Annotated in this window: 19 protein-coding genes; 6 read left to right on the top strand and 13 right to left on the bottom strand. The window is 66.6% G+C overall.

Translation table 11 applies throughout. The features are described from left to right. Positions 1–9 precede the first annotated feature (9 nt). From AC6CR5_RS21440 to AC6CR5_RS21430, 3 genes are read right to left on the bottom strand one after another with little or no spacing between them, the layout of a single operon-like run. Positions 10–1,044 (bottom strand): COX15/CtaA family protein, encoded by a 1,035-nt coding sequence (locus tag AC6CR5_RS21440; RefSeq protein ID WP_006388099.1) that lies wholly within the window; start codon positions 1,042–1,044, stop codon positions 10–12. A gap of 21 nt (positions 1,045–1,065) precedes the next feature. Further along, entirely contained in the window at positions 1,066–1,680 is a 615-nt protein-coding gene (locus AC6CR5_RS21435) for an SCO family protein (RefSeq protein ID WP_232063924.1), read from the bottom strand. A 45-nt stretch (positions 1,681–1,725) separates the two neighbouring features. Further along, positions 1,726–2,523: an SURF1 family protein gene (locus AC6CR5_RS21430; RefSeq protein ID WP_020925590.1), complete on the bottom strand. Its 798-nt coding sequence runs from the start codon at positions 2,521–2,523 to the stop codon at positions 1,726–1,728. A 36-nt stretch (positions 2,524–2,559) separates the two neighbouring features. On the opposite strand from AC6CR5_RS21430, the gene AC6CR5_RS21425 reads away from it, so the two are divergent. Then, positions 2,560–2,760, top strand: a complete 201-nt coding sequence (locus AC6CR5_RS21425; protein ID WP_006388096.1) for a twin transmembrane helix small protein — start codon at positions 2,560–2,562, stop codon at positions 2,758–2,760. Between the two features lie 154 nt (positions 2,761–2,914). Here the strand turns inward: AC6CR5_RS21425 and AC6CR5_RS21420 are convergent, their stop codons facing one another. The 5 genes from AC6CR5_RS21420 to coxB form a co-directional block, all read right to left on the bottom strand. After that, on the bottom strand, positions 2,915–3,790 hold the full coding sequence (locus AC6CR5_RS21420; RefSeq protein ID WP_024067442.1) for a cytochrome c oxidase subunit 3: 876 nt from the start codon (positions 3,788–3,790) through the stop codon (positions 2,915–2,917). A 38-nt stretch (positions 3,791–3,828) separates the two neighbouring features. After that, positions 3,829–4,053, bottom strand: coding sequence for a DUF2970 domain-containing protein (locus AC6CR5_RS21415; RefSeq protein ID WP_006388094.1), 225 nt, complete (start codon positions 4,051–4,053; stop codon positions 3,829–3,831). A gap of 11 nt (positions 4,054–4,064) precedes the next feature. Beyond that, the gene (locus AC6CR5_RS21410; protein ID WP_020925592.1) at positions 4,065–4,193 is read right to left on the bottom strand and encodes a cytochrome oxidase small assembly protein; all 129 of its coding nucleotides are present in this window, start codon (positions 4,191–4,193) and stop codon (positions 4,065–4,067) included. 35 nt (positions 4,194–4,228) lie between these two features. Next, on the bottom strand, positions 4,229–5,836 hold the full coding sequence (gene ctaD / locus AC6CR5_RS21405) for a cytochrome c oxidase subunit I (protein WP_006388093.1): 1,608 nt from the start codon (positions 5,834–5,836) through the stop codon (positions 4,229–4,231). A gap of 100 nt (positions 5,837–5,936) precedes the next feature. Continuing rightward, positions 5,937–7,094 carry a cytochrome c oxidase subunit II gene (coxB, locus tag AC6CR5_RS21400; RefSeq protein ID WP_006388092.1) on the bottom strand — a complete coding sequence of 386 codons (1,158 nt, stop codon included), beginning with the start codon at positions 7,092–7,094 and terminating at the stop codon, positions 5,937–5,939. Between the two features lie 292 nt (positions 7,095–7,386). Between coxB and AC6CR5_RS21395 the strand changes: the two genes are divergently transcribed. Then, on the top strand, positions 7,387–8,193 hold the full coding sequence (locus AC6CR5_RS21395; protein WP_006388091.1) for an NUDIX hydrolase: 807 nt from the start codon (positions 7,387–7,389) through the stop codon (positions 8,191–8,193). Positions 8,194–8,214: 21 nt separating this feature from the next. Here AC6CR5_RS21395 and AC6CR5_RS21390 read toward each other — a convergent pair whose 3' ends face one another. Then, a complete protein-coding gene (locus AC6CR5_RS21390; protein ID WP_020925594.1) occupies positions 8,215–10,986 on the bottom strand; it encodes a cation:proton antiporter in 2,772 nt (923 codons plus the stop codon). 233 nt (positions 10,987–11,219) lie between these two features. Between AC6CR5_RS21390 and AC6CR5_RS21385 the strand changes: the two genes are divergently transcribed. Next, entirely contained in the window at positions 11,220–12,017 is a 798-nt protein-coding gene (locus AC6CR5_RS21385; RefSeq protein WP_006388089.1) for a phosphodiesterase, read from the top strand. 386 nt (positions 12,018–12,403) lie between these two features. Here the strand turns inward: AC6CR5_RS21385 and rpoH are convergent, their stop codons facing one another. From rpoH to fghA, 3 genes are all read right to left on the bottom strand, one after another. Continuing rightward, positions 12,404–13,288 carry an RNA polymerase sigma factor RpoH gene (gene rpoH / locus AC6CR5_RS21380; protein ID WP_006388088.1) on the bottom strand — a complete coding sequence of 295 codons (885 nt, stop codon included), beginning with the start codon at positions 13,286–13,288 and terminating at the stop codon, positions 12,404–12,406. A gap of 196 nt (positions 13,289–13,484) precedes the next feature. After that, positions 13,485–14,174: a hypothetical protein gene (locus AC6CR5_RS21375; RefSeq protein WP_020925596.1), complete on the bottom strand. Its 690-nt coding sequence runs from the start codon at positions 14,172–14,174 to the stop codon at positions 13,485–13,487. A 96-nt stretch (positions 14,175–14,270) separates the two neighbouring features. Next, positions 14,271–15,134, bottom strand: coding sequence for an S-formylglutathione hydrolase (gene fghA / locus AC6CR5_RS21370; protein WP_498084927.1), 864 nt, complete (start codon positions 15,132–15,134; stop codon positions 14,271–14,273). Positions 15,135–15,369: 235 nt separating this feature from the next. Between fghA and AC6CR5_RS21365 the strand changes: the two genes are divergently transcribed. From AC6CR5_RS21365 to AC6CR5_RS21355, 3 genes are all read left to right on the top strand, one after another. Continuing rightward, complete coding sequence (locus tag AC6CR5_RS21365) at positions 15,370–16,173, top strand: hypothetical protein (protein WP_054482334.1); 804 nt, start codon at positions 15,370–15,372, stop codon at positions 16,171–16,173. A 353-nt stretch (positions 16,174–16,526) separates the two neighbouring features. Continuing rightward, on the top strand, positions 16,527–21,266 hold the full coding sequence (locus AC6CR5_RS21360) for a glutamate synthase-related protein (RefSeq protein WP_498084926.1): 4,740 nt from the start codon (positions 16,527–16,529) through the stop codon (positions 21,264–21,266). A gap of 8 nt (positions 21,267–21,274) precedes the next feature. Continuing rightward, positions 21,275–22,741 carry a glutamate synthase subunit beta gene (locus AC6CR5_RS21355; protein ID WP_024067435.1) on the top strand — a complete coding sequence of 489 codons (1,467 nt, stop codon included), beginning with the start codon at positions 21,275–21,277 and terminating at the stop codon, positions 22,739–22,741. Between the two features lie 114 nt (positions 22,742–22,855). On the opposite strand, the gene AC6CR5_RS21350 is transcribed toward AC6CR5_RS21355, so the two are convergent. Then, positions 22,856–24,193, bottom strand: coding sequence for a purine-cytosine permease family protein (locus AC6CR5_RS21350; protein ID WP_238927441.1), 1,338 nt, complete (start codon positions 24,191–24,193; stop codon positions 22,856–22,858). Positions 24,194–24,219 lie beyond the last annotated feature (26 nt).

Below are 24,219 nucleotides of genomic sequence, written 5' to 3'. Positions count from 1 at the left end.
CACCCTATTTTAAACGCGCACCGAATTGGGGCCGTAGCCCCCGGCCGGCGCGCCGCCCGCCGTGGACAGGCGCACCATGAGGACGACGGCGGCCAGCGTCAGGCCGGCCGCCCCGCCATTGTGCAGCACGGCGATCAATAATGGCCACTGGAAGAAAATGGTCGTCAGCCCGGTCAGCAGCTGGGCGCCCAGCAGCGCCAGCATCAGCGTGGCGGGGCCGCGCAGCCCCCGGTCGGCCCGCAGGCGCCAGGCCAGCACGCCCAGGTACGCGAACACGACGAAGGCGAAATTGCGGTGCACCCAGTGGATCGCCGTCAGCGCCGGTTGCGAGATCATTTCGCCGGACGGCAGCTCGCCCAGCGCGCGGATGATCGAATAGCCGCCATGGAAATCCATGTCAGGCACCCATTTGCCGTGGCACATGGGGAAATCCATGCAGGCAAGAGCCGCGTAATTGGTGCTGACCCAGCCGCCCAGCGTCACCTGGATCAGCAGCAGGATGAAGCCGCCGACCACCCAGGGCCTGAAACGCCGCGCCGCGGCCGCCACGGCATGGTGCGGCCGTTCACGGGCCGACAACCAGGTCATCAGCGCCAGCACCGACAGGCCGAACACCAGGTGCGCCGTGACCACGGCGGGCATCAGCTTGTGCGTCACGGTCCAGGCGCCGAACGCGCCCTGCACGCACACCGCCACCAGCGTGGTCACCGCCAGGGCCGGCGAGCGGCCCAGTTCGCGGCGGTAGCGCCAGGCCATGTAGACGATGCCGATGATCAGCATGCCCAGGATCGAGCCGACATAGCGGTGGATCATCTCGATCCAGGCCTTGGACAAGGTCACCGGGCCGAACGGCATGGCCTGCGAGGCCTCGTGGATGTCGCCCATCGCGCCCAGCGGCGTGACGCTGCCGTAGCAGCCGGGCCAGTCCGGGCAGCCCAGGCCCGAGTCCGTCAGGCGCACGAAGGCGCCGAACATGATCAGGTCCAGCGTCAGGAACCAGGTGAAGAAGACGAGTTTGCGATACCGCGCTTTGATGCGTTCCATGGAAACCAACTGAATACCGATTCAACCGATGCGCGAGTTATAGACCAGCTTGCTGATGTCCTTGCGCACCTTCACGCCGTCGGCGTCGGCGGGATACTGCATCATCAGGTTGCCCAGGGGATCGATCACCCAGATCGGCTGCGCCAGGCCGGGCTGGCCGGCCGCGGCATCGCGCGCCAGCAGGAAGCGCGCCAACTGGTCCGGATCGGCGCGCAGCATGATCGTGCCCTGGTAGGCCTGCAGCACCTTGTCCGGCACCGGGCCGTCGTCGGTGATGAACCAGACGCGCGCCAGGCGGTCGACGTTCTTGCCCTGGCTGGCGTGGGTGTTGCGGGTGATGTAGAGCTTGCGGGCGCAGCTTTCCGGGCAGGCGGCGCCATCGGCCGCCACCAGCAGCCACTTGCCCTTCAGGCTCTGCAGGTCGAACGGCTTGCCATCCAGCGTGGTCAGCTTGAGCGCCTCCGGCGCGGGCATCGGCCGCTGCGGCTCGACCAACTGGCCATAGTTGCTGGCGTCCGCCGGCCACCACTGAGGATTCATGTAGACCACGAAGGCCGCCACGATCGGCGCCAGCGTGCACAGGAACACCAGCACCATCGGTGTCAGCGAGCGCCGTACGGGTTTGGAAGCAGTCATGTCGCGAGCCGCGTGGGTCATGGATTCTGTTGTCGGAAAGGGCGGTCAGGCCGCCGGGTCGTTGGCCGCGCGTTGGCGCATGCGCTTGATGGCGCCCCCCAGCACCACCAGCCACGCAATGGCGGCAAACAAGGCGAAGGAAAACCATTCGACGGCATAGACCGTGTTCTGCTGGAAATTCACCGACGGCTGCGGCCAGTCGTGCACCAGGCCGTCGTCCTCGCCGGTGCCGAACTGGCTCACCACGGTGGGCAGCAGCGTCAGTCCGGTGGCCTTGGCGTAGGCCTCCAGCGGCAGGTTCTGCACCTGTGGCACGGCGCCGCCGGCGAGCGGCAGGCGCTCCGGCAGGCTGGAGGCGTCCTGGCCCCCCAGCGACCACAGCTCGAACATGCGCGGCACGCGCGGCGACAGCTCGCCCTTGATGGTCTGCGCGCCGTCGGGCGTGGCCGGCAGCGCCGGCGCGCCCTGGCCCTGGATCACCCGCGGCAGCCAGCCGCGCAGCACCAGCACCGCGTGGCGGCTGCCGGCATCCAGCAGCAGCGGCGTGGCCAGCCAGTAGCCCGGCTTGCCTTCATGGTTGCGGTTGTCCAGCAGTACACTGAATTCGGGCAGCCAAGTGCCGCTGGCCTGCGCCACGCGCCACGGCTTCATGTCGGCCGGCGCGGTCGACGGCGCCAGCACCAGCGGCGCTTGCTTGCGGCCGGCCTCGATAGCCGCCAGAATGTCGCGTCGCTCGTCGGCCCGCCGCAATTGCCATTGGCCCAGCGACGCCAGGATCACCACGGCGATCCCCAGCAGGAGCAAGGCGGCTACCGTGTAGCGGGTTGAATGCGGTCGAGCCATCTGTATTGAATCAATCGATTTTGTCCGGAGACCATCATGCGCGTTTTCGTCGTTCTGGCCTTCATCGGTATCCTGGCCAGTCTGGCATCCGCCCTGGTCTACCTGATGCGGGACAAAGGCAGCACCAACCGCACGGTCAACGCGCTGACGGTGCGCATCGGCCTGTCGGTTGCCCTGTTCCTGTTCGTGCTGTTCGCCCATCACATGGGCTGGATCGAAAGCACCGGTTTTAGATAAACCCGCGTCCGGCCGGTTCCCCGGCCACGCGACCAGCCCTATTGGAACACGGACCGCCATCAAGCGAAGGGCGAGGCCGGCGGCGCCGGTTTCCCGGCGGCCCGCCAGCCTCGCCCCGTCCAGCCGATCGGCCCGGCAGCGCCGGGCCCACGCCTCAGAACCAGTAGACGAACAGGTACAGGCCCAGCCACACCACGTCCACGAAGTGCCAGTACCAGGCGGCGCCCTCGAAGCCGAAGTGGTGGTCGGGCCGGAAATGGCCGCGCATCAGGCGGATCAGGATGACCGTCAGCATGGTGGCGCCCAGGATCACGTGGAAGCCGTGAAAGCCCGTCAGCATGTAGAACAGCGAACCGTAGGCGCCCGAATTGAACTTGAGGTTCAGCTCGGTGTACGCGTGGTGGTATTCAGCGGCCTGGCAGGCCACGAAGATGAACCCGAGGATGACCGTGGCGGCCAGCCAGAACATGGTCTTGCCGCGATGGTTCTCGCGCAGCGCATGGTGGGCGATGGTCAGCGTCACGCCCGAGCTCAGCAGCAACGCGGTGTTGATGGTCGGCAGCCAGAAGGGGCCCACGGTCTGGAAGTGCTCGACCACGCCGGCCGGGCCGAAGTTGGGCCACACCGCCTGGAAGTCGGGCCACAGCATCAGGCGGTGGTCCATGTCGCCCAGCCACGGTGTGGTGATGGTGCGCACATACCAGAGCGCGCCGAAGAACGCCGCGAAGAACATCACTTCCGAGAAGATGAACCAGCTCATGCCCCAACGGTACGACCCGTCGATGCGCTTGCTGTTCATGCCGGCCTCGGATTCCTGGATGGCGTCGCCGAACCAGTAATACAGCACCACGATCAGCGCGATGAAGCCGGCCAGCACCGACCACTTGGCCCAGCTCACGCCGTTGATCCAGCCCGCGGCGCCCAGGCCCATGAGCAGCAGCGCCACGGCCGTGCGCACGGGATGCCCCGAATCGGCGGGCACGTAGTAATAGGGTGCCTCTTTACCTTGAACCGAGTGGCTTGCACTCATGGCTTTCTCCCTGGTACTGATTTATAGAATTAAGTGATTCAAGTCAGGCTGGATACCGCCCAACGCACAATTAACACCAGCACGGCCACGAAGATCGCCGCCGCCAGCAGCCCCGCCACGATCACATGGACGGGATTGAGCCTGGCGCTGTCCTCGCGATAGCCCGCGCCCTTGCGGACGCCGAAAAATCCCCACGCCACCGCCTTCATCGTCTGGAAGAAGCTCAGCTTGCGCTGGGCGGATTCGCGCAGGTCGTCGCTCATCTCGTGGCCCGCTAGCCGCCGATGGCCTTGCCCGCCAGCAGCGCCGAACCGCGGAACACGGTCCAGGCGAACACGGCGATGACGAATACCAGCAGAACCAGTCCTGCGATCTTGTTGCGTCGGCGCTGCTCGGGGGTCATGGCCATGCTGCCTGTTGCGGGTTTCGGATCGGCGCTCACTTGACTTCGGGCGGCGTCTCGAAGGTATGGAACGGGGCGGGCGACGGCACGGTCCATTCCAGTCCTTCGGCGCCTTCCCACGGCTTGGCCGCGGCCTGCTCGCCCTTGCCCATGTAGCAACGCAGCACGGCCCACAGGAAGATCAGCTGCGACAGGCCGAACCAGAAGGCGCCGATGGTGGCGATCTGGTGGAACGTCGTGAACTGCGCGGCGTAGTCGGCATAGCGGCGCGGCATGCCGGCCAGGCCCAGGAAGTGCATCGGGAAGAAGGTCACGTTGAACGAGATCAGCGTCGACCAGAAGTGCAGCTTGCCCAGCTTTTCGCTGTACATGCGGCCGGTCCACTTGGGCAGCCAGTAGTAGGTGCCGGCGAACAGCGCGAACAGCGAGCCGGCCACCAGCACGTAGTGGAAGTGGGCCACCACGTAATACGTGTCATGCACCTGGATGTCGATCGGCGCCACCGACAGGATCAGGCCGGTGAAGCCGCCCATCGTGAACACGAAGATGAAGCCGATCGAGAACAGCATCGGCGTCTCGAACGTCATCGAGCCGCGCCACATGGTGGCGACCCAGTTGAACACCTTCACCCCGGTCGGGATGGAGATGAGCATGGTGGCGTACATGAAGTACAGCTGGCCGGTCACCGGCATGCCCGTGGTGAACATGTGGTGCGCCCACACGATGAACGACAGCACGGCGATCGAGGCGGTCGCGTACACCATCGAGGCGTAGCCGAACAGCTTCTTGCGGGCGAACGCGGGCACGATGGCCGACACGATACCGAACGCCGGCAGGATCATGATGTAGACCTCGGGGTGCCCGAAGAACCAGAAGACGTGCTGGTACAGCACCGGGTCGCCGCCGGCGGCGGCGTTGAAGAAGCCGGTGCCGAAGTGGCGGTCGGTCAGCACCATGGTGATGGCGGCGGCCAGCACCGGCATCACGGCCAGCAGCAGGAACGCGGTGATCAGCCAGGTCCAGCAGAACAGCGGCATCTTCATCAGCGTCATGCCGGGCGCGCGCATGTTCAGCACGGTCACGATGATGTTGATGGCGCCCATGATCGAGGACGCGCCCATGATGTGCATCGCGAAGATGGCCAGGTCCATGCCCGGGCCCATCTGCAGCGACAGCGGCGCATACAGCGTCCAGCCGGCGGCGGTGGCGCCGCCCGGCACGAAGAACGAGGCCGTCAGCATGATCGCGGCCACCGGCAGCAGCCAGAAGCTGAAGTTGTTCATGCGGGCGAAGGCCATGTCGGACGCGCCGATCTGCATCGGGATCATCCAGTTCGCGAAACCCACGAACGCCGGCATGATGGCGCCGAACACCATGATCAGGCCGTGCATGGTGGTGAACTGGTTGAACAGTTCGGGGCGGAAGAACTGCAGGCCCGGCTCGAACAGCTCGGTACGCAGCAGCAGCGCCAGCGTGCCGCCTTCGAGCAGCATGACGAACGAGAAGATGAGATACATCGTCCCGATGTCTTTGTGGTTGGTGGCGAAAAGCCAGCGGCGCCAGCCGGTGGGGGTGGCGTGGTGGTGGTCATCGTGACCGTGGCCGTGGCCCGGCGACACGTGGTCTACAGTGACGCTGCTCATGATGGACTCCTTCCTGCTGAGTGCCGGCTCCGTTCCACGGAACCGGCAGGGTATCTCTGACTAAACGGAACCAGCTCTGCGATGGGAAAGCGGGGCGCGATCAACGCGCGGCCGCGACATCCTTCGGCATCACTGTCGGGTCCTGCCCCTTGCCGGCGTTGCTCCAGGCATGGCGCGTATAGCTGATGACCGCGGCGATCTCGACATCATTGAGCTGCGGGCCGAATGCCGCCATGGCGGTGTTCGGCTTGCCCTTGAGCACGGTGTTGATCTGTTCCGCTTTCGGGCCCAGAACAACCTTGTCTCCATCGAGGGCCGGGAAGCTGCCCGGGATGCCCTTGCCGTTGGCCTGGTGACAGGCCACGCAATTGGCGGCGAAGACCTTCTCGCCACGGGCAACCAGTTCGGCTTCCGTCCACTCTTTATTGGGATCGTCGGCGTTTGCCGCCATCTTCTTCTTTTGGTCTTCAACCCACTTATCGTAGTCCGCTTGCGCCAGGACTTCCACGACGATGGGCATGAAGGCGTGGTCCTTGCCGCACAATTCGGCGCACTGGCCACGGTAGATACCGGGTTTTTCGGCGCGGAACCAGGCGTCGCGCAGGAAACCGGGGATCGCATCCTGCTTGACGCCGAAGTCGGGAATCATCCACGAGTGAATGACGTCGGCGGCGGTCAGGACGACGCGTACCTTCTTGTCCACGGGCACCACCATGTGGTTGTCCGTTTCCATCAGGTAGAACTGGCCCTTGGCCTCGCGGCCTTCGATCTGGGCGCGCGGGGTCGACAGGGTGGAGAGGAATTTGACGCCGGCGGCGGGGCCGTCGAGATACTCGTAGCCCCACTTCCATTGATAGCCGGTGACCTTGATGGTCAGGTCGGCGCTGGAAGTGTCTTTCATGGCCACGACCGTCTTGGTGGCCGGCAGCGCCATGGCGATGACGATGATGAAGGGGATGACCGTCCAGGCCACTTCCACGCCGAGGTGTTCGTGGAAGGTCGCGGCCTTGTGTCCGCGGGATTTCCGGTGCGCCCAGATGGAGTAGAACATCACTCCGAAGACGCCCACGAAAATCACAATACAGATCGTGAGCAGCAGCCAGTGCAGCCACATGACATCACGCGTGATCTGTGTGACGCCTTCATGCAGGTTCAGCTGATTGACCTTCGGGCCGCCGGGCATGTCTTGCACCTGAGCGATGGCCGCGCTGCCAATCAGCAGCGCACAAGCGCCCAGTATCCCTCTCCACTTCTTCATGCTTACCTCGAAACACGGCGCGAAGGCCCTTGTCGCCTAGTGGCACGGATGTCACTGCAACAGGACTACGCGCAATTATTAGATGGCAGGGCTAGGCAGGGGGAGATAGAGCGGCCCCCGCATTCCCACTCGAAATCACAAAGAAACTGGCGGATTATAGCGGACGCGCAAACAGATGTAAGTTTGTGCCCTTGAATTCATGCGGCCCGCCCCCATCTGCCCGCGCCCCCTTGACGCGCCGGATAAACCGGGTGGCATAAAATCCCCGCAGTCCCATCACAACGGCCTCCCAATGCCCAAGCAGCTGTCCGATCTGTATGCCGCCTTGCGCGCTCGCGCCCAGGAGCCCGCCCCCGCGGGCGCGCACGCTCTCTATATAGCGGGACGACGCTGCGGCTGGGCCACGCATGCCGCCTGCGACGCCCTCCAGGGAGCCGCGCACATCGACGTGGATACCGACGCGCTGCGCATCGGCGCGGCGTTGCCCCCCGGCCCGGCGCTCGATGGCGTGCTCGAACAGACCGCGCAACTGTTGCGCCAAGCCAACTGCCTGAGGGGCTGGCGCGATGAATTGCTCGACGTCCTGGACGGCGACATTGCGCTGGGCGTGATCGAACGCGCGGCGGTGCGGCCGCTGGGTCTGTTGACCAAGGCGGTGCACCTGAACGCCTGGACCCCGGATGGCCGCATCTGGATCGCCCGCCGCGCGCTCAGCAAGTCCACCGACCCCGGCATGTGGGACACCCTGGTCGGCGGCCTGGCCGGCAGCGGCGAACCGCTTGAATCGGCGCTGGTGCGCGAATGCGGCGAAGAAGCCGGGCTGGACGCGCCCGACCTGACGCGGCGCTCGCCGCTACGCACCATCCTGCGCATCCACCGCCGCCTGCCCGAGGGCTACCAGGTCGAGGACGTGCTCACCAGCACCTGTGTGCTGGCGGCCGACGCCAGGCCCGCCAACCGTGACGGAGAAGTGATGGAAATTGCCGCGGCCGACGTCGACACGGTGGTCCGCCGCGTGGCGGAGGGCGAATTCACGTTGGAAGCCGCGCTGGTGATCATCGAAGACATCATGCAGCGCCGCGCCGCCGGCGAGATCTGAGCCGGCGACGCGGGCTGGGGGTCAGGCGCTGGCGCCGCCCGGCGCCGCGCCCGATTCACGCGCCTGGATTTCATCCGTTTCGACCGGCGGGTTTTCGACCCGGCGCGTCTCCACCTGTTGCGGCGCCACCGGCGTAGCCGTGGGCGCGGCCGGCGCGCCCGGCTCGGCCGCCCGCAGCGCCTGCACCGCGCGCGCGTCGAGTTCGTCGCCGGCAGCCACCCCGGCAGCTTCGGCGGCCGCCGCGGCCTGGGCCGGCGAAGGCACGGGCGCCTGCGCGGGCGCGGGAGCCGCCGTCGCGTTGGCCTGCGAAAACTGCTTCCAGACCTCGATGGCGCGCAGGCGCTGCTTGGCCACCACCTGGATGCGTTCGCGCAGGTGCTCGTCACGCGCCAGCAGGGCATGGAAATCGCGCGACGACAGCATCAGCAGCTTGCTGTAGCCCAGTGACGTCACCTCGGGCGCGATCTGCTGCTCACCCAGCAGGCCAAGTTCGCCGAAGAACTCGCCGCTGCCCAGTTCGATCATGGTGTTGTCCGGCAGGTGCACCGCCACCGCCCCCGACGCCACGAAGCACATCTCCTCGCCATGCCGGCCCTTGGTCAGCACCCGCTGGTCGGGCAGCGACAGGCGCGGCTTGAGCAGCTTGCTGATCGCGCGCAGCGAATCGGCCGACAGCCCCTCGAACAACGGCACGCGCTTGATCAGGTCGGCCGCGCTCATTTCGATGTCCAGCGGCGGGTGCGTATCGATGTGCGCCCAGCGGCTCTTCAATTGCGCCATCAGGTCGGCATAGACCTCGCCGCTGATCAGGAACTGCTCCAGCATGTCGCGATAGCGGATCCGTTCCAGTTCGCGCGCCACCCGGCCCAGATAGCTTTCCTGCAGCCATTGCGCGTACGACGGGTATTGCAGGTTCAGCGCCTGCATGGCGTTCTCTATCAGGTCCAGGCGGCGCTGGTGCAGCGCCACGATGCGCTGCGTGGCGGTCTCGCCCAGCAGCGGCGTGATCTGCTCGCGCGCGAACACGATCAGCCGCTGCGCCACCGACCGCTTGCTCATGAGATTGGCGAAACGCTGGCCCAGCTCGCGCGCCAGCCAGCCCTGGAAGCCGAACAGATAGTGCAGCCGCAGGGCCAGCCGGAAACCGGTGGAATAGCGCACGTCGGCGATGATGGCGCGCTCGAAGCCCGGCACCCCGCCCATGCGGATCGCGTCCTCCAGCCGTTCGGCCCGCGCCAGCAGCGTTTCGGCCATGCGCCAGTCGACGATCTGCGCCTTGAGGATGTCGAAGAACATTTCCTCCTCGCGCTGCGCCACGATCGCCAGGCCCACCGCCACCCGCTGCTCGTCGCTCATCTGGCTGACCTGGCCGTCGTGCACGCTGGTCAGGCTGGCGTCGAACACGGCGCGGATGCGGTCGCGCACTTCCGTGCCGATATGCTCGGTCTTGGCAACCTCGTCGGTCTTGCCCTGCAGGTCCTCCAACGCCACCGCCAGCGCCTGGTTGCGGATGGTGCGCTCGACCGGCGACAGCTGGTTCAGCCCCAGCATGCGGATCAGCGGCCGCAGGCTGATGCCGTTGACGAACAGCGTCAACAGCACGAAACCGGTGGTGGCCACGGCGATGAACTGGCGCGCCTCCTCGGGCACGCCGGTCTGCTCGGTCACGGCCAGGGCCAGGGCCAGCGACACCGCGCCGCGCAGTCCGCCCCACAGCATCACCACCTTGTAGGGATTGCTGACCTTGGTGCCCAGTTTGGTCAGCCCCAGCAACGGCAGCAGGCCGAACACCACGATGGCCCGCGCCACCAGCGTCGCCACGAACACCACCGCCACCAGCACCAGTTCCTGCCAGTCGGCCGCCGCCATCAGCTTGGGAATCAGCATGGCAGCGAACAGGAAGATGAGGGAATTGGCCCAGAAGCCGAATTGTTCCCACGCGCTCGACAGGTATTCGAAGGTCGTCGGCGACATGCGGGTGCGGCCGGTCGACCCCACCACCAGGCCGGCGATCACCGTGGCGACCACGCCCGACACGTTCAGGTAATGTTCGGAGATGAAGAAGGACAGGTAGGCCAGCGTCAGCGTCAGCGTGATCTCGGCCGTGGGAAAGCCGCGCAGCCAGGCAAACAGGAAACAGGCCAGGCGCCCCATGGCGAAACCGGCGATGCCGCCACCGATGAAGTGCACGATGAAGTCATTGAAGATGCCGCTGGCGGTCAGCTCGCCGTGCCCGCCCAGCACGGCCAGCAGCACCGAGTACAAGGCAATGGACGCGGCGTCGTTGAACAGGCTTTCGCCTTCCACCAGCGTGGTCAGGCGCTTGGGCGCGCCCACTTCGCGGAAGATGCCCACCACCGCCACCGGATCGGTGGTCGCCACGATGGCCCCCAGCAGCAGGCACACCACCAGGCCATAGGGCGAGATCGCGTCCAGCGTCACGCCCACCACCACGGTACACACCACCACCGCCACGATCGCCATCATCAGGATCGGGCCGATATCGTCCATCAGGCGCCGCACGTTCATCGACAGGGCAGTCTCGAACAGCAGCACCGGCAGGAACACCATCAGGAAAGTCTCGGAGGAAATCTCGAAGCGTTCCAGCGAATCCAGGAAGTCGCCGATCCAGCTCGGCGCCCAGCCATGGACGTGCACGATGATGCCCAGCAGGCAGCCGACGATTGCCAGCAGCACCGAATAGGGCAGCTTGAGGCGCCCGGCCAGCGGCGGCATGAAGCACACCAGGGTCAACAGCCCGGCCAGGCCGAATACGAGAAAACCTACATCCATGGATAGCGCCGCGTTCCGATCGTGAAGCTTGTGAGAAGTTTCACAAGAATAGCGGGTTTTCCTGTCGATTCCGGCGAACAGATCGTTCGGCCGCACGTTTCGTTACCCTGGCCGGCGCGGGCGATACGCGCCCGGGCGTGTTTTTTCGGTAAGGTAGGGGCCGTGCAGAAACTTCGCAGGAGCCGTACTTGGTACGCGTCCACTCCCTGGCACGGCGCAATGACGCGCCCGCCATGCTGGTCCAATTGACGGATTGCCATCTTTTCGGCGAGCCGGAAACCGTGATGCTTGGCGTCAATACCGACGCCAGCCTGCGCGCCGTGCTGCGGCAGATCGAGGCCGACGGCAAACGCCCCGACCTGCTGCTGGCCACCGGCGATTTGTCCCAGGACGGCGAGCCCGCCGCCTATCGACGCCTGGCCGCCATGCTCGGCGCCGCCCCGGCGCTGGACGGCGCCCGCATCCGTTGCCTGCCCGGCAACCACGACCTGCCATCCGCGCTGCGCCAGGAACTGCCCGAATGGTCGACGCCGGTGACCGACGTCGGCGCATGGCGCGTGATCTCGCTGGACACCACCGTGCCGGGCTCGAACGCCGGCCACCTGCCCGACAGCCAACTGGATCTGCTGGAGGCCGCGCTGGCCGAGGCGCCCGGGCGCCACACACTGCTGGCCATGCACCACAACCCGATGCAGATCGACAACCACTGGCACGACTCGATGATGATCGACAATCCCCAGGCGCTGTTCAAGTTGCTGACGCGCTGGCCGCAGGTGCGGGTACTGCTGTGGGGCCACGTGCATCACGAGTTCGACCGCCGCCGCCACAACCTGCGCATGCTGGCCACGCCTTCCACCTGCTTCCAGTTCAGCATCCGCGATGGCAAGCACGTGGTCGACAACCTCGCGCCCGGCTACCGCTGGATCAAGCTCTACCAGGACGGCTCCATGGCCACCGGCGTGCGGCGCGTGCAGGACGCGCTGTGGCACACGGGCGCCCAGCCCGGTCCGGACAGCGCGCGGGCGGCCTGAGAGCCGGCGGCCTGACAACCCCACAACGCTTTGGCAGCGCGGCCGCCTGCTACGTCACGCGTTTGGCGCGCGCAATAAAAAACGGGGCACCATATGCGTGGTGCCCCGCAAGCATCCGTCTCATAGGGGAGGGGAAAGAGGAGAAGCCGAGACGGATGACAAGACTGCCAACCAAAGTTCGCGGTCTACGTGAAGTTAGGCGGGGCGAGCTTCATTAAGTTTCTGAAATCGCCCGTTATTTCGCAGCGAATTTGTATCAATTTATTGGTGCGCCGCGACCATCGCCGCGGCGTCCCCCTCCCGCCGGCGCGCACGACCGTCGACGCAAAGCAAAAGGGCCGCGAATCGCGGCCCTCTGCATGGGTACGGCGGGAAGCAGGCAGCAATCAGGCAGCCAGGTTGCCGCGCATCTTCTTCAACGCCGCGGCCTCGATCTGGCGGATGCGTTCGGCCGACACGCCGAATTCCTGCGCCAGTTCGTGCAACGTGGCGCCGCCGTCGTCCTGCAGCCAGCGGGCTTCGACGATGCGACGCGAACGCGGATCCAGCGCTTCCAGCGCGCTGGACAGCCCCGAGCTCTGCAACTGGTCGCGGGCGGCGCGTTCCAGCACACGGGTCGGCTCCTGGCGGCCCTCGTCGGACAGGTAGGCGATGGGCGCGTAGCTGTCGTCATCGTCGTCCTGGTTCTCGAGCGACATGTCGCGGCCCGACAGGCGCACTTCCATTTCGCTGACGTCTTCGCGGCGCACGTTCAGTTCGCGGGCGATGTGATCGACCTGCTCGGGATCCAGCGTCTGTCCGTCCGGGCGCATGCTGCGCAGGTTGAAGAACAGCTTGCGCTGGGCCTTGGTGGTGGCCACCTTTACCAGGCGCCAGTTGCGGATGATGTATTCGTGGATCTCGGCCTTGATCCAGTGCACGGCGAACGACACCAGGCGCACGCCGCGCTCGGGGTCGAAACGCTTGACGGCCTTCATCAGGCCGACATTGCCTTCCTGGATCAGGTCGGCGTGGGGCAAGCCATAACCCAGGTACTGGCGCGCCACCGACACCACCAGGCGCAGGTGCGACAGCACCAGCTCGCGCGCGGCGCCCAGGTCTTCGCTGTCGCGCAGGCGACGGCCGAGTTCGGTTTCGCGTTCGGCCGACAGGACCGGCAGGCGGTTCACGGCCGAGATGTAGGCATCGATCGTGCCGAGTGCGCCCGGATTGGCGATGGCCAACGCCAGGGCGTTGCCGGACGTGGCCAACGAGGTACTGGGTTGCTTCATTGCGGCGGTCTCCGGAATGCAAAGGGGTAAAGACATGGATTCGATGTTAGCACTCTAGTAAAGGGAGTGCTAATTCGACTATTGCGGCGCGTCAAAGTTTCCCTTTTATAGGGCGTCCCCAATTTTATTTGCCTGTCCTGCCCCTGGCGGCCGGCTTTGTGTCATGGGGGCCGGGGCGCGCGTCGCGGCCGGGCGCCTACCAGCCCAGGCGCTTCAAGCCGGCGGCGGTGGCCTCGCCGTCCGGCCGCACGAACAAGGCGCCGCGCGGATCCATGTAGACCTGGTAGGTCGCCCCGTCGAACAACGGCATGTAGGCCGCGCTGCCGAATTGGACATCGACGAAGGGAAACCAGTTCGGGAAGCTCTGCTTGAGCGAACCCAGGTCCGGCGCAGGCCAGTCGTCCAGGGCGTGGACCGAGCGGGTGGCCGAGGCCTCGCGCGCCGCATCGCTATATCGGCCGGACAGGCGTTCGAGGCGATACAACGGCGGCATGCCAGCCATCAGCGCCGGCAGTTTCCAGCGCACCACGCGGGCGTCGATCTGCCACTGGTCGCCATAGAGCACATACCGCTTGGCGCCCACGCCCGGGGCGGTGGCACTGACCTGGAACTGGCCCTCGGCCTGCTGGCGCACCTCGATGCGCGCCACCGGCTCGTCGGTGGTCAGGCGGAAGAACTGCACCAGCGACAGGGCCAGCAGCCCCGAGACGCCACCCAGCAACAGCAGCATCAGGCCAAACAGGCGGCGCACGGGCCGGAACTGGAAGGTGCGCCTGCCTCGCTCGTCGCGCGGACCGCCCCGGCCCAGCAGCATCGCCATACCCGGCAGGAAAAGGATCACCGCGGCCAGCAGGATCCAGACGAAGGGAGCGATTCCGTTGATCAAATCAGGCGATCCTATGCATAGAGCGCCGCGGCCGGGCGTCGGATGCCGGGCGCCCCGGGCCTGTCTCGGCAGGCCGCCCAGTATAGAAGCGGGGCGTCAGGCCGCCGGTTTTCCAAGCCGCTCGACGTGAAACCGGATGTGATCCTCGATGAACGTGGAGATGAAGTAATAGCCGTGGTCGTAACCTTCCTGGCGGCGCAGTTCCAGCGGCTGGCCGGCGGTGGCGCAGGCGGCCTCGAATACCTCGGGATACAACTGCTCGGCCAGGAACTGGTCGGCCGTGCCCTGATCGATCAGGATGCCCGCGGGAAACGGCTGGCGCAAGCCGCGCATCAGCGCCGAGGCATCGTAGGCGGCCCAGTCGTCGGGATTCTCGCCCAAGTAGGCGCCGAATGCCTTCTTGCCCCAGGGGCACAAGCTGGGCGCCGCGATCGGGGCAAAGGCCGAGACCGAACGGAACTGGCCAGGGTTGCGCAGCGCCAGCACCAGGGCGCCATGGCCGCCCATCGAGTGCCCGAAGATGCCGACGCGCGCGGCGTCGCCGGGCAGCGCGCTGGTGACGATGGCGTGCAATTCACGCGTCAGGTAGCTGTCCATGCGGTAATGGGCGCGCCAGGGGCCGGTGGTGGCGTCCAGATAGAAGCCGGCGCCGGTGCCCAGGTCCCAGCTTTCGTCCTCGCCGGGCACGTTGGCGCCCCGCGGGCTGGTATCGGGCGCCACCAGCATCACGCCCAGCTCGGCGGCCAGGCTCTGGGCGCCGGCCTTGATCATGAAGGTTTCCTCGGTGCAGGTCAGGCCGGCCAGGTAGAACAGCACCGGCACCGGCCCCTGCTCGGCCTGGGGCGGGACGAACACGGAAAAACGCATCGGCAGGCCGATCTCGGCCGACTCATGGCGGTAATAGCGCTGCGAACCGCCAAAACAGCGATGCTGGGAAATGAGTTCCAGGGCGGCGGGCATGGCAGCGGTCTCCGGGTCTGAGGCTGAACAAAATTCGGGCGGGATTAGGGTATATCCACGGTACGACGATCCGTCGCCGAATGTTAACCTGCCCGAAACACGGAGTCCTTCCCACAAAAAGTATCGATTCCGTGCCCATATTGTGATCGCGGGACTTGACCAGCGACCACCGTGGCACTATTTATATACGTGAGAGAAGACAACCCGTTCTTCTGGAAGCGCAAGCCCTGACACTATGGCCCGTCTGCCCCGTCTGTACGCCCCTGGGCTGCCCCAACTGGTGCAGGCCAACTTCATTCAGCCATTGGCGGCGCCGTCCCAGCCCGCCCCGGCCGATATCCTCAACCAGCTTGCCGCGTGGCTGGGCGAATCCGCCCAGCGTCATCGTGTGTCGGTGCACGGCTGGCTGCTTGCCAACGATCGCATCCTGCTGCTGGCCACGCCCGCCGACGAGGAAGGCCTGCCGCGCCTGATGCAGACGCTGGGCCGCAACCTGGCCGCGCGCCTGCGCGGCGGCCGGGTGTTCGCCGGCCGCTACCGCTCGGCCCTGCTCGAGCCCGGCGCCTGGGTGCTGCCGGCGCTGGTGTGGCTGGAAACCTATCCGGTGCGCAGCGGCGCCTCGCAAGATCCCGATTCCTGGCCGTGGTCGTCGGCTTCCAGCCACACCGGCAACACCACCGCCGCCCCGGCGCAGTGGCAGTCCGATCATGCCGACTACTGGGCCTGCGGCAACACGCCGTTCGACCGCCAGGCCAATTACCGCAAACGTCTGCAGGACGGCCTGTCGCGCGAGGAAACCCAGCGCATCGACCAGGCGGTCTCCGGCCAATGGGCGCTGGGCGGCCCGAGTTTCATCGCCAGCCTGGCGCATACCGCCAGCCGCCGCGTGGCGCCAGGCCAGCGCGGACGCCCGCGCAAGAAGCCGGCCGCGCCGGCCGCCGTCGATGCCGACCCGGCCGCGTCCACGCCACCGGCCTCGCCGCCGGCTGCCAACGGCCACGGACCGGGTTCCGGCAACGGCGGCGGTTCCACTTCCTGACACAGCGCCTTCGGGCGCTTTTTCATGGCCGTTTCGGGACGCACCGACCGACGGCGGCCTGCGCTTGCTCGCCACCGGTCGGTACGCGGCCAAAAAACATCACAATAAACAGGGACGTACCATCGCGGAAACAAGGGGTAATCCACCCTGGCACCACCCCTTGCGAAAGGTGCACCCCGGGAAGCCTTGTCTGACGCGCCTGTTGATGCGTCACCATATTAACGCTCTACGGCGGTGCATTGCTTTAATTAGGGTCACACCCCTTATATTCTTATTGCACCGTACTACGCGCGGGGGTATTGTCCGTTCCTGCACTGCAACATTGGAACGCAGTCTTTACTGCGGAGCGCGCCATGCCCCACACCACCCCGAACGATTCCTGTCCCACCCCCAAGGCGACCCCGATCGATGCCAGCCGCATCGGTCTGCCGCCCGCCCAGGGCCTGTACCACCCCAAGAACGAACATGACGCCTGTGGCGTGGGCTTCGTGGCGCACATCAAGGGCAAGAAAAGCCACGCCATCATCCAGCAGGGCCTGAAGATCCTGGAGAACCTCGATCACCGCGGCGCGGTGGGCGCGGACAAGCTGATGGGCGACGGCGCCGGCATCCTGATCCAGATTCCCGACACGCTCTACCGCGACGAGTTCGCCCAGCATGGCATCACCCTGCCGCCGCCCGGCGAATACGGCGTGGCCATGGTGTTCCTGCCCAAGGAAACCGCCTCTCGCCTGGCCTGCGAACAGGAACTGGAGCGCTCGGTGCGCGCCGAAGGCCAGGTCGTGCTGGGCTGGCGCAACGTGCCCGTGGACGTCGACATGCCGATGTCGCCCACCGTGCGCGACTGCGAACCCGTGATCCGCCAGCTGTTCATCGGCCGCGGCGCCGACGTGATGGTGCCCGACGCGCTGGAACGCAAGCTGTACGTGATCCGCAAGACCGCCAGCCACGCCATCCAGAACATGCACCTGGCGCACGGCAAGGAATACTTCGTGCCCTCGGCCTCGGTGCGCACCGTGGTCTACAAGGGCCTGCTGCTGGCCGACCAGGTCGGCCGCTACTACCGCGACCTGGCCGACCCGCGCACCGTGTCGGCGCTGGCGCTGGTGCACCAACGCTTCTCGACCAACACCTTCCCGGCCTGGCCGCTGGCCCACCCCTACCGCATGATCGCCCACAACGGCGAAATCAACACGGTCAAGGGCAACTTCAACTGGCTGCGCGCCCGCGAAGGCATGATGCAGTCGGCCGTGCTGGGCGACGACCTGAAAAAGCTCTATCCCATCGTCTACGAAGGCCAGTCGGACACCGCCACGTTCGACAACTGCCTGGAACTGCTGGTGAACTCGGGCTACTCGCTGGCCCACGCCATGATGATGATGATCCCGGAAGCCTGGGAACAGCACACGCAGATGGACGAAAGCCGCCGCGCTTTCTATGAGTACCACGCCGCCATGATGGAGCCGTGGGACGGCCCCGCCGCGGTCGCCTTCACCGACGGCCGCCAGATCGGCGCCACGCTCGACCGCAACGGCCTGCGCCCGGCGCGCTACCTGGTGACCGACGACGATATGGTCATCCTGGCCTCGGAAGCCGGCACCCTGTCGATCCCCGAGAACCGCATCGTCAAGAAGTGGCGCCTGCAGCCGGGCAAGATGTTCCTGATCGACCTGGAACAGGGCCGCATCATCGACGACGCCGAGATCAAGCTGCAACTGGCCAACAGCCGTCCGTACCGCCAGTGGATCGAACGCCTGCAGATCAAGCTGGAATCGCTGCCGGCCCCGCGCCAGGCCGCCGTCGCCACGCAATCGTCGGTGTCGCTGCTGGATCGCCAGCAGGCCTTCGGCTGGACCCAGGAAGACTACAAGTTCATCCTCGAACCCATGGCCTCGACCGGCGAGGAAGTGATCGGCTCGATGGGCAACGACGCCCCGCTGGCCGTGCTGTCCGACCGCGCCAAGCCGTTCTACAACTATTTCCGCCAGTTGTTCGCCCAGGTCACCAACCCGCCGATCGACCCGATCCGCGAGCAGATGGTGATGTCGCTGGTGTCGTTCATCGGCCCCAAGCCCAACCTGCTGGACATCAACAACGTCAACCCGCCGCTGCGCCTGGAAGTGTCGCAGCCGGTGCTGGACTTCGCCGCCATGGCGCAGATCCGCGACATCGAGCAGGTGACGGGCAAGAAATTCCGCAGCTTCGAGCTGGATATCACCTACCCCGCCGCCTGGGGCCCCGAGGGCATCGAAGCCCGCGTGGCCGCGCTGTGCGCGCGCGCCGTGGACGCGGTGCAAAGCGGCTACAACATCCTGATCGTGTCGGACCGCCTGGTCGACAGCGAACGCGTGGCCATCCCCGCCCTGCTGGCCACCTCGGCGGTGCACCAGCACCTGATCCGCGCCGGCCTGCGCACCAACACCGGCCTGGTGGTGGAAACCGGCTCGGCCCGCGAAGTGCACCATTTCGCGCTGCTGGGCGGCTACGGCGCCGAAGCCATCCACCCCTACCTGGCGCTGGAATCGCTGGGCAAGATGAGCGACCCGGAAAAGGCCGTCAAGAACTTCATCAAGGCGATCGGCAAGGGTCTGAACAAGGTGATGTCCAAGATGGGCATCTCCACCTACATGTCCTACACCGGCGCCCAGATCTTCGAAGCAGTCGGCCTGCAGAGCAGCCTGGTGAACAAGTACTTCACCGGCACCGCCTCCAACATCGAAGGCATCGGCATCTTCCAGGTGGCCGAAGAGGCGCTGCGCCAGCACCGCGCCGCGTTCAGCACCGATCCGGTCCTGGCCAACGACCTCGACGCGGGCGGCGAGTACGCCTATCGCGTGCGCGGCGAAGAGCATATGTGGACGCCCGATTCCATCGCCAAGCTGCAGCACGCCTCGCGCGCCAACAACTACCGCACGTACAAGGAATACGCGCAGATCATCAACGACCAGAGCCGCCGCCACATGACGCTGCGCGGCCTGTTCGAGTTCCGCTTCGACCCGTCGCGCGCCATTCCGCTCGATGACGTCGAGCCGGCCAAGGAAATCGTCAAGCGCTTCGCCACCGGCGCCATGTCGCTCGGCTCGATCTCCACCGAGGCCCACTCGGTGCTGGCCGTGGCCATGAACCGCATCGGCGGCAAGTCCAACACCGGCGAAGGCGGCGAGGACGAGCTGCGCTATCGCGCCGAAATGCGCCAGGGCAAGAGCACCATCAAGGACGGCGACACGCTGGCCTCGGTGCTCGGCTCCGACCGCATCGAAGCCGACGTCGCGCTCAAGAAGGGAGACTCGCTGCGCTCGAAGATCAAGCAGGTGGCCTCCGGCCGCTTCGGCGTCACCGCCGAGTACCTGTCGTCGGCCGACCAGATCCAGATCAAGATGGCGCAGGGCGCCAAGCCCGGCGAAGGCGGCCAGTTGCCCGGCCACAAGGTCTCCGAATACATCGCCAAGCTGCGCTACTCGGTGCCGGGCGTGGGCCTGATCTCGCCGCCGCCGCACCACGACATCTACTCGATCGAGGACCTGGCGCAGCTGATCCACGACCTGAAGAACGTCAACACCAAGGCCTCGATCTCGGTCAAGCTGGTGTCGGAAGTCGGCGTCGGCACGGTCGCCGCCGGCGTGGCCAAGGCCAAGGCCGACCACGTCGTGATCGCCGGCCATGACGGCGGCACGGGCGCCTCGCCGGTGTCGTCCATCAAGCACGTCGGCACGCCGTGGGAACTCGGCCTGGCCGAAACCCAGCAGACGCTGGTCCTGAATCGCCTGCGCAGCCGCATCCGCGTGCAGGCCGACGGCCAGATGAAGACCGGCCGCGACGTCGTCATCGGCGCGCTGCTGGGCGCCGATGAATTCGGCTTCGCCACGGCTCCGCTGGTCGTGGAAGGCTGCATCATGATGCGCAAGTGCCACCTGAACACCTGCCCGGTGGGCGTGGCCACGCAGGATCCGGAGCTGCGCAAGAAGTTCCAGGGCAAGCCCGAGCACGTCGTCAACTTCTTCTTCTTCATCGCCGAGGAAGTGCGCGAGATCATGGCCCAGCTGGGCATCCGCAAGTTCGACGACCTGATCGGCCGCGCCGACCTGCTGGACATGCGCTCGGGTGTCGAGCACTGGAAGGCGCAGGGCCTGGACTTCGCCCGCGTGTTCCACCAGACCCAATCCGACGCCGACGTGCGCCAGACCGAAGAGCAGGACCACGGCCTGGCCGGCGCGCTGGACCACCAGCTGATCGAGCGCAGCAAGCCCGCGCTGGAGCGCGGCGAGAAGGTCTCGTTCATCGTGCCGGTGCGCAACCGCAACCGCACCATCGGCGCCATGCTGTCCGGCGCGGTGGCGGCGCGCTACGGCCACGACGGCCTGCCGGACGACACCATCCACATCCAGTGCAACGGCACCGCCGGCCAGAGCTTCGGTGCGTTCCTGGCCCATGGCATCACCATGGACCTGGTGGGCGAAGGCAACGACTATGTCGGCAAGGGCCTGTCGGGCGGTCGCATCATCGTGCGCTCGCCCAATGACTTCCGCGGCTTCGGCCCCGACCACATCATCGCCGGCAACACCGTCCTGTACGGCGCGCTGGCCGGCGAAGCCTTCTTCAACGGCGTGGCCGGCGAACGCTTCGCGGTGCGCAACTCGGGCGCCGCCACGGTCGTGGAAGGCACCGGCGACCACGGCTGCGAATACATGACGGGCGGCACCGTGGTGGTGCTGGGCGCCACCGGCCGCAACTTCGCCGCCGGCATGTCGGGCGGCGTGGCGTACGTGTGGGATCCGGAGCGCACGCTCAAGCATCGCGCCAACCTGTCGATGGTCGAACTGGAAGCCGTGCTGCCGCATGCCGAGCAGCAGGCGCAGAACAACATCGACGTCTGGCACAGCGCGCAGCGCGGCGGCGAACGCGAAACGGATGAAGCCATCCTGCGCCGCCTGGTGGAAGACCACTTCCGCTACACCGGCAGCTTCCGCGCCCGCGAGATCCTGGGCGACTGGGAAGCCTCGCGCGGCAAATTCGTAAAGGTCATGCCGACGGACTACCGCCGCGCATTGGGTGAAATGTGGCGTGCAGCCAACCCGCAACAACTGGCTGCGTGAGGGATACCATGGGAAAGATTACCGGCTTTATGGAATACCAGCGCCTGCAGGAGGCCTCCGAGGCCCCGCAGAAGCGGCTGAAGAACTGGCGCGAATTCGTGCTGCACCTGACCGACGACCAGGCCAAGCAGCAGGCGGCGCGCTGCATGGACTGCGGCATCCCGTTCTGCAACAACGGGTGCCCGGTCAACAACATCATCCCCGACTGGAATGACCTGGTGTACAAGCAGGACTGGCGCCGCGCGCTGGATGTGCTGCATTCCACCAACAACTTCCCGGAATTCACCGGCCGCATCTGCCCGGCGCCGTGCGAGGCCGCCTGTACCTTGAACATCAACAGCGACGCCGTGGGCATCAAGTCCATCGAGCACGCCATCATCGACAAGGGTTGGGCCGAGGGCTGGGTCGCGCCGCAAGTGCCGGCGCGCAAGACCGGCAAGAAGGTCGCCGTGGTGGGCTCCGGCCCGGCCGGCCTGGCCTGCTCGCAGCAGTTGGCGCGCGCCGGCCACTCGGTCACGCTGTTCGAGAAGAGCGACCGCATCGGCGGCCTGCTGCGCTACGGCATTCCCGACTTCAAGCTGGAAAAGCACCAGATCGACCGCCGCATTTCCCAGATGGAAGCCGAAGGCGTGGAGTTCGCGCCCTCGACCTACATCGGCAACCCGTCCGACCCGGTGGCCGACGGCCTGACCGTGCGCACGCCGGAATCGCTGCTGGCCGAATTCGACGCCGTGGTGATGAGCGGCGGCTCGGAAACCCCGCGCGACCTGCCGGTGCCGGGCCGCGAGCTGTCGGGCGTGTACTTCGCCATGGACTTCCTGCGCCAGCAGAACAAGGCCGTGGCCGGCGACCGCCTGACCAACCAGACGCTGGCCAAGGGCAAGCACGTGGTGGTGATCGGCGGCGGCGACACCGGTTCCGACTGCGTGGGCACCAGCAACCGCCACGGCGCCGCCTCGGTCACGCAGTTCGAGCTGCTGCCGCAGCCGCCCGAGTCCGAGAACAAGGCCATGACCTGGCCCTACTGGCCGCTGAAGATGCGCACCTCGTCCTCGCACGAGGAAGGCTGCCAACGCGACTGGTCGGTGACCACCAAGCTGCTCAAGGGCAGCAACGGCAAGGTCGAGAAGCTGGTCGGCTCGCGTGTCGAGTGGTTCAAGGACGAGTCGACGGGCCAGATGAAAATGCGTGAGGTCGAAGGCTCGGAATTCGAGATCAAGGCCGACCTGGTGCTGCTGGCCATGGGCTTCGTGTCGCCGGTGCAGACCGTGCTGGACGCCTTCGGCGTGGACCGCGACGCGCGCGGCAACGTGCGCGCCAACACCGACGACTACCGCACCAACGTTGAAAAGGTCTTCACCGCCGGCGACATGCGCCGCGGCCAGTCGCTGGTGGTCTGGGCCATCCGCGAAGGCCGCCAGTGCGCCCGCTCGGTCGATGCCTACCTGATGGGCAGTTCCGAACTGCCGCGCTGACCGGCGCCCGCCAGACGGCAACGGCCGGCTTCCTTGCGGGAGCCGGCCGTTTTGCTTTTTGTCGCGCCGGGTCGCCGACGACCCGGTGCCTCGCGCCTTTGAACGCGGTACGCCCTAGGCACCGCCGCGCTGCATGCGCGGGCCCGATACCGCCGCCTGCCCCAGCCAGTAGGCCGCGGCCGCCACCACGAAACTGGCCGGCGCGGCGAAGCTCGCGGCCAGGCCGCTCATGTGCATCAGCACCAGCCCGCTGGCCGCGCCCGCGAACCAGGCGCCCAGCCCGCGCCGGTTGTAGGCGCTGCCGCCGCCCGGCGCCGGCGCGGTCTCGCCCACCGCCAGGATGTGCACCAGCGCCACCGCGACCCACGCCACCACGAAGATGCCCTGGTAGGCCAGCGCCTGCAGCAGATAGGCGAACACGTCGAACAGCATCAGCGCGTACGACACCAGGCCCACCAACACCGCCCATGCCGCCTTCGGCCAGCGGCCCAGGCCGAAGCGCGCGAAGAAGGCCTGCATGTTGATGGTGGCCAGGTAGTAGTTGGCGGTGTTGATGCGGGTCTGCGTCACCCACACGAAGAACAGGCCGCCCAGGCCCATCAGCTTGAGCAGCGCCAGCACCACCGACACCTCGCTCAAGGCGCCGTCGCCGGGAATGATCGCAACCAGGTAGATGCCGGCCACGCCGTTGAGCAGGAAGGTGACCAGGTAGAACGGCATGCCGAAGTTGTAGCGGCCGTGGTAGCGCGCGTCCTCGCGGCGGCCGAAGCGCGCGTAGTCGAAGGTGAACATCATCAGGATCCACACGCCCATGTAGTACACGTAGGCGTCCCACCAGCCGCCCGCCACCGGCCCGCCGGCCGGGCCGAACGCCAGCCAGGCGTCGCTGTAGCCGTATTCGCGCGTGGCCAGCGCCACGGCCAGCAGCAGGCCGCCCAGGTAGAACGGCAACAGCACACCGTTGAACTTGTCGAGCCAGCGCTGCACGCTGCCGAAGATCAGCAGCACGCTGTAGACGACCACCAGCAGCGCGAAGGCCCAATAGGGCACGGACGGGAACATGTGGTGCGCGGCGACCGCCATCACCGAGCCCTCGAACACGGCGTAGTAGATGGCGGTGGCGAAGAAGATCAGGGTAGCCAGCGCCGCGCCCGAGGTGCCGAACACCGCGCGCGAGAACAGCGCCACCGATTGGCCGGTGCGGATGGCGTAGCGCGAGATCACGGCGTTGATCAGGCCATAGGAAATCACCGACAGCACCATGCCGATGATGGCGTTGCGGGCGCCGTAGTTGAGCGCCAGCGTGGCGCCGACCACGATATAGAAAATTGCGCTGCACACGGCCCACCAGGCCATGGTGAGCGGGAATCGGCCCATGCGGTCGGCATCGGCCACGGTGGCGAGGGAAGTGTCCCGGTCGGAGGACGTGGAGCTGGAAGCAAGGTTGGCCATGGAGGCTCTCCTGACGTGCTGAAGAA

Source organism: Achromobacter sp. EG18 (genome assembly GCF_059759395.1).
Note: the sequence above shows the minus strand (reverse complement) of the source record. Positions and strands in the feature narration are given on the sequence as shown.

Bases quoted from the DNA above. Each gene is read 5' to 3' on its own strand.
- AC6CR5_RS21440 (WP_006388099.1), bottom strand. From the start codon at position 1,044: ATGGAACGCATCAAAGCGCGGTATCGCAAACTCGTCTTCTTCACCTGG.
- fghA (WP_498084927.1), bottom strand. From the start codon at position 15,134: ATGCCCGCCGCCCTGGAACTCATTTCCCAGCATCGCTGTTTTGGCGGT.
- AC6CR5_RS21430 (WP_020925590.1), bottom strand. From the start codon at position 2,523: ATGGCTCGACCGCATTCAACCCGCTACACGGTAGCCGCCTTGCTCCTG.
- AC6CR5_RS21350 (WP_238927441.1), bottom strand. From the start codon at position 24,193: ATGGCCAACCTTGCTTCCAGCTCCACGTCCTCCGACCGGGACACTTCC.
- AC6CR5_RS21425 (WP_006388096.1), top strand. From the start codon at position 2,560: ATGCGCGTTTTCGTCGTTCTGGCCTTCATCGGTATCCTGGCCAGTCTG.
- AC6CR5_RS21360 (WP_498084926.1), top strand. From the start codon at position 16,527: ATGCCCCACACCACCCCGAACGATTCCTGTCCCACCCCCAAGGCGACC.
- AC6CR5_RS21390 (WP_020925594.1), bottom strand. From the start codon at position 10,986: ATGGATGTAGGTTTTCTCGTATTCGGCCTGGCCGGGCTGTTGACCCTG.
- coxB (WP_006388092.1), bottom strand. From the start codon at position 7,094: ATGAAGAAGTGGAGAGGGATACTGGGCGCTTGTGCGCTGCTGATTGGC.
- AC6CR5_RS21420 (WP_024067442.1), bottom strand. From the start codon at position 3,790: ATGAGTGCAAGCCACTCGGTTCAAGGTAAAGAGGCACCCTATTACTAC.
- AC6CR5_RS21395 (WP_006388091.1), top strand. From the start codon at position 7,387: ATGCCCAAGCAGCTGTCCGATCTGTATGCCGCCTTGCGCGCTCGCGCC.
- AC6CR5_RS21410 (WP_020925592.1), bottom strand. From the start codon at position 4,193: ATGACCCCCGAGCAGCGCCGACGCAACAAGATCGCAGGACTGGTTCTG.
- AC6CR5_RS21365 (WP_054482334.1), top strand. From the start codon at position 15,370: ATGGCCCGTCTGCCCCGTCTGTACGCCCCTGGGCTGCCCCAACTGGTG.
- AC6CR5_RS21415 (WP_006388094.1), bottom strand. From the start codon at position 4,053: ATGAGCGACGACCTGCGCGAATCCGCCCAGCGCAAGCTGAGCTTCTTC.
- ctaD (WP_006388093.1), bottom strand. From the start codon at position 5,836: ATGAGCAGCGTCACTGTAGACCACGTGTCGCCGGGCCACGGCCACGGT.
- AC6CR5_RS21355 (WP_024067435.1), top strand. From the start codon at position 21,275: ATGGGAAAGATTACCGGCTTTATGGAATACCAGCGCCTGCAGGAGGCC.
- AC6CR5_RS21435 (WP_232063924.1), bottom strand. From the start codon at position 1,680: ATGACTGCTTCCAAACCCGTACGGCGCTCGCTGACACCGATGGTGCTG.
- AC6CR5_RS21385 (WP_006388089.1), top strand. From the start codon at position 11,220: ATGCTGGTCCAATTGACGGATTGCCATCTTTTCGGCGAGCCGGAAACC.
- rpoH (WP_006388088.1), bottom strand. From the start codon at position 13,288: ATGAAGCAACCCAGTACCTCGTTGGCCACGTCCGGCAACGCCCTGGCG.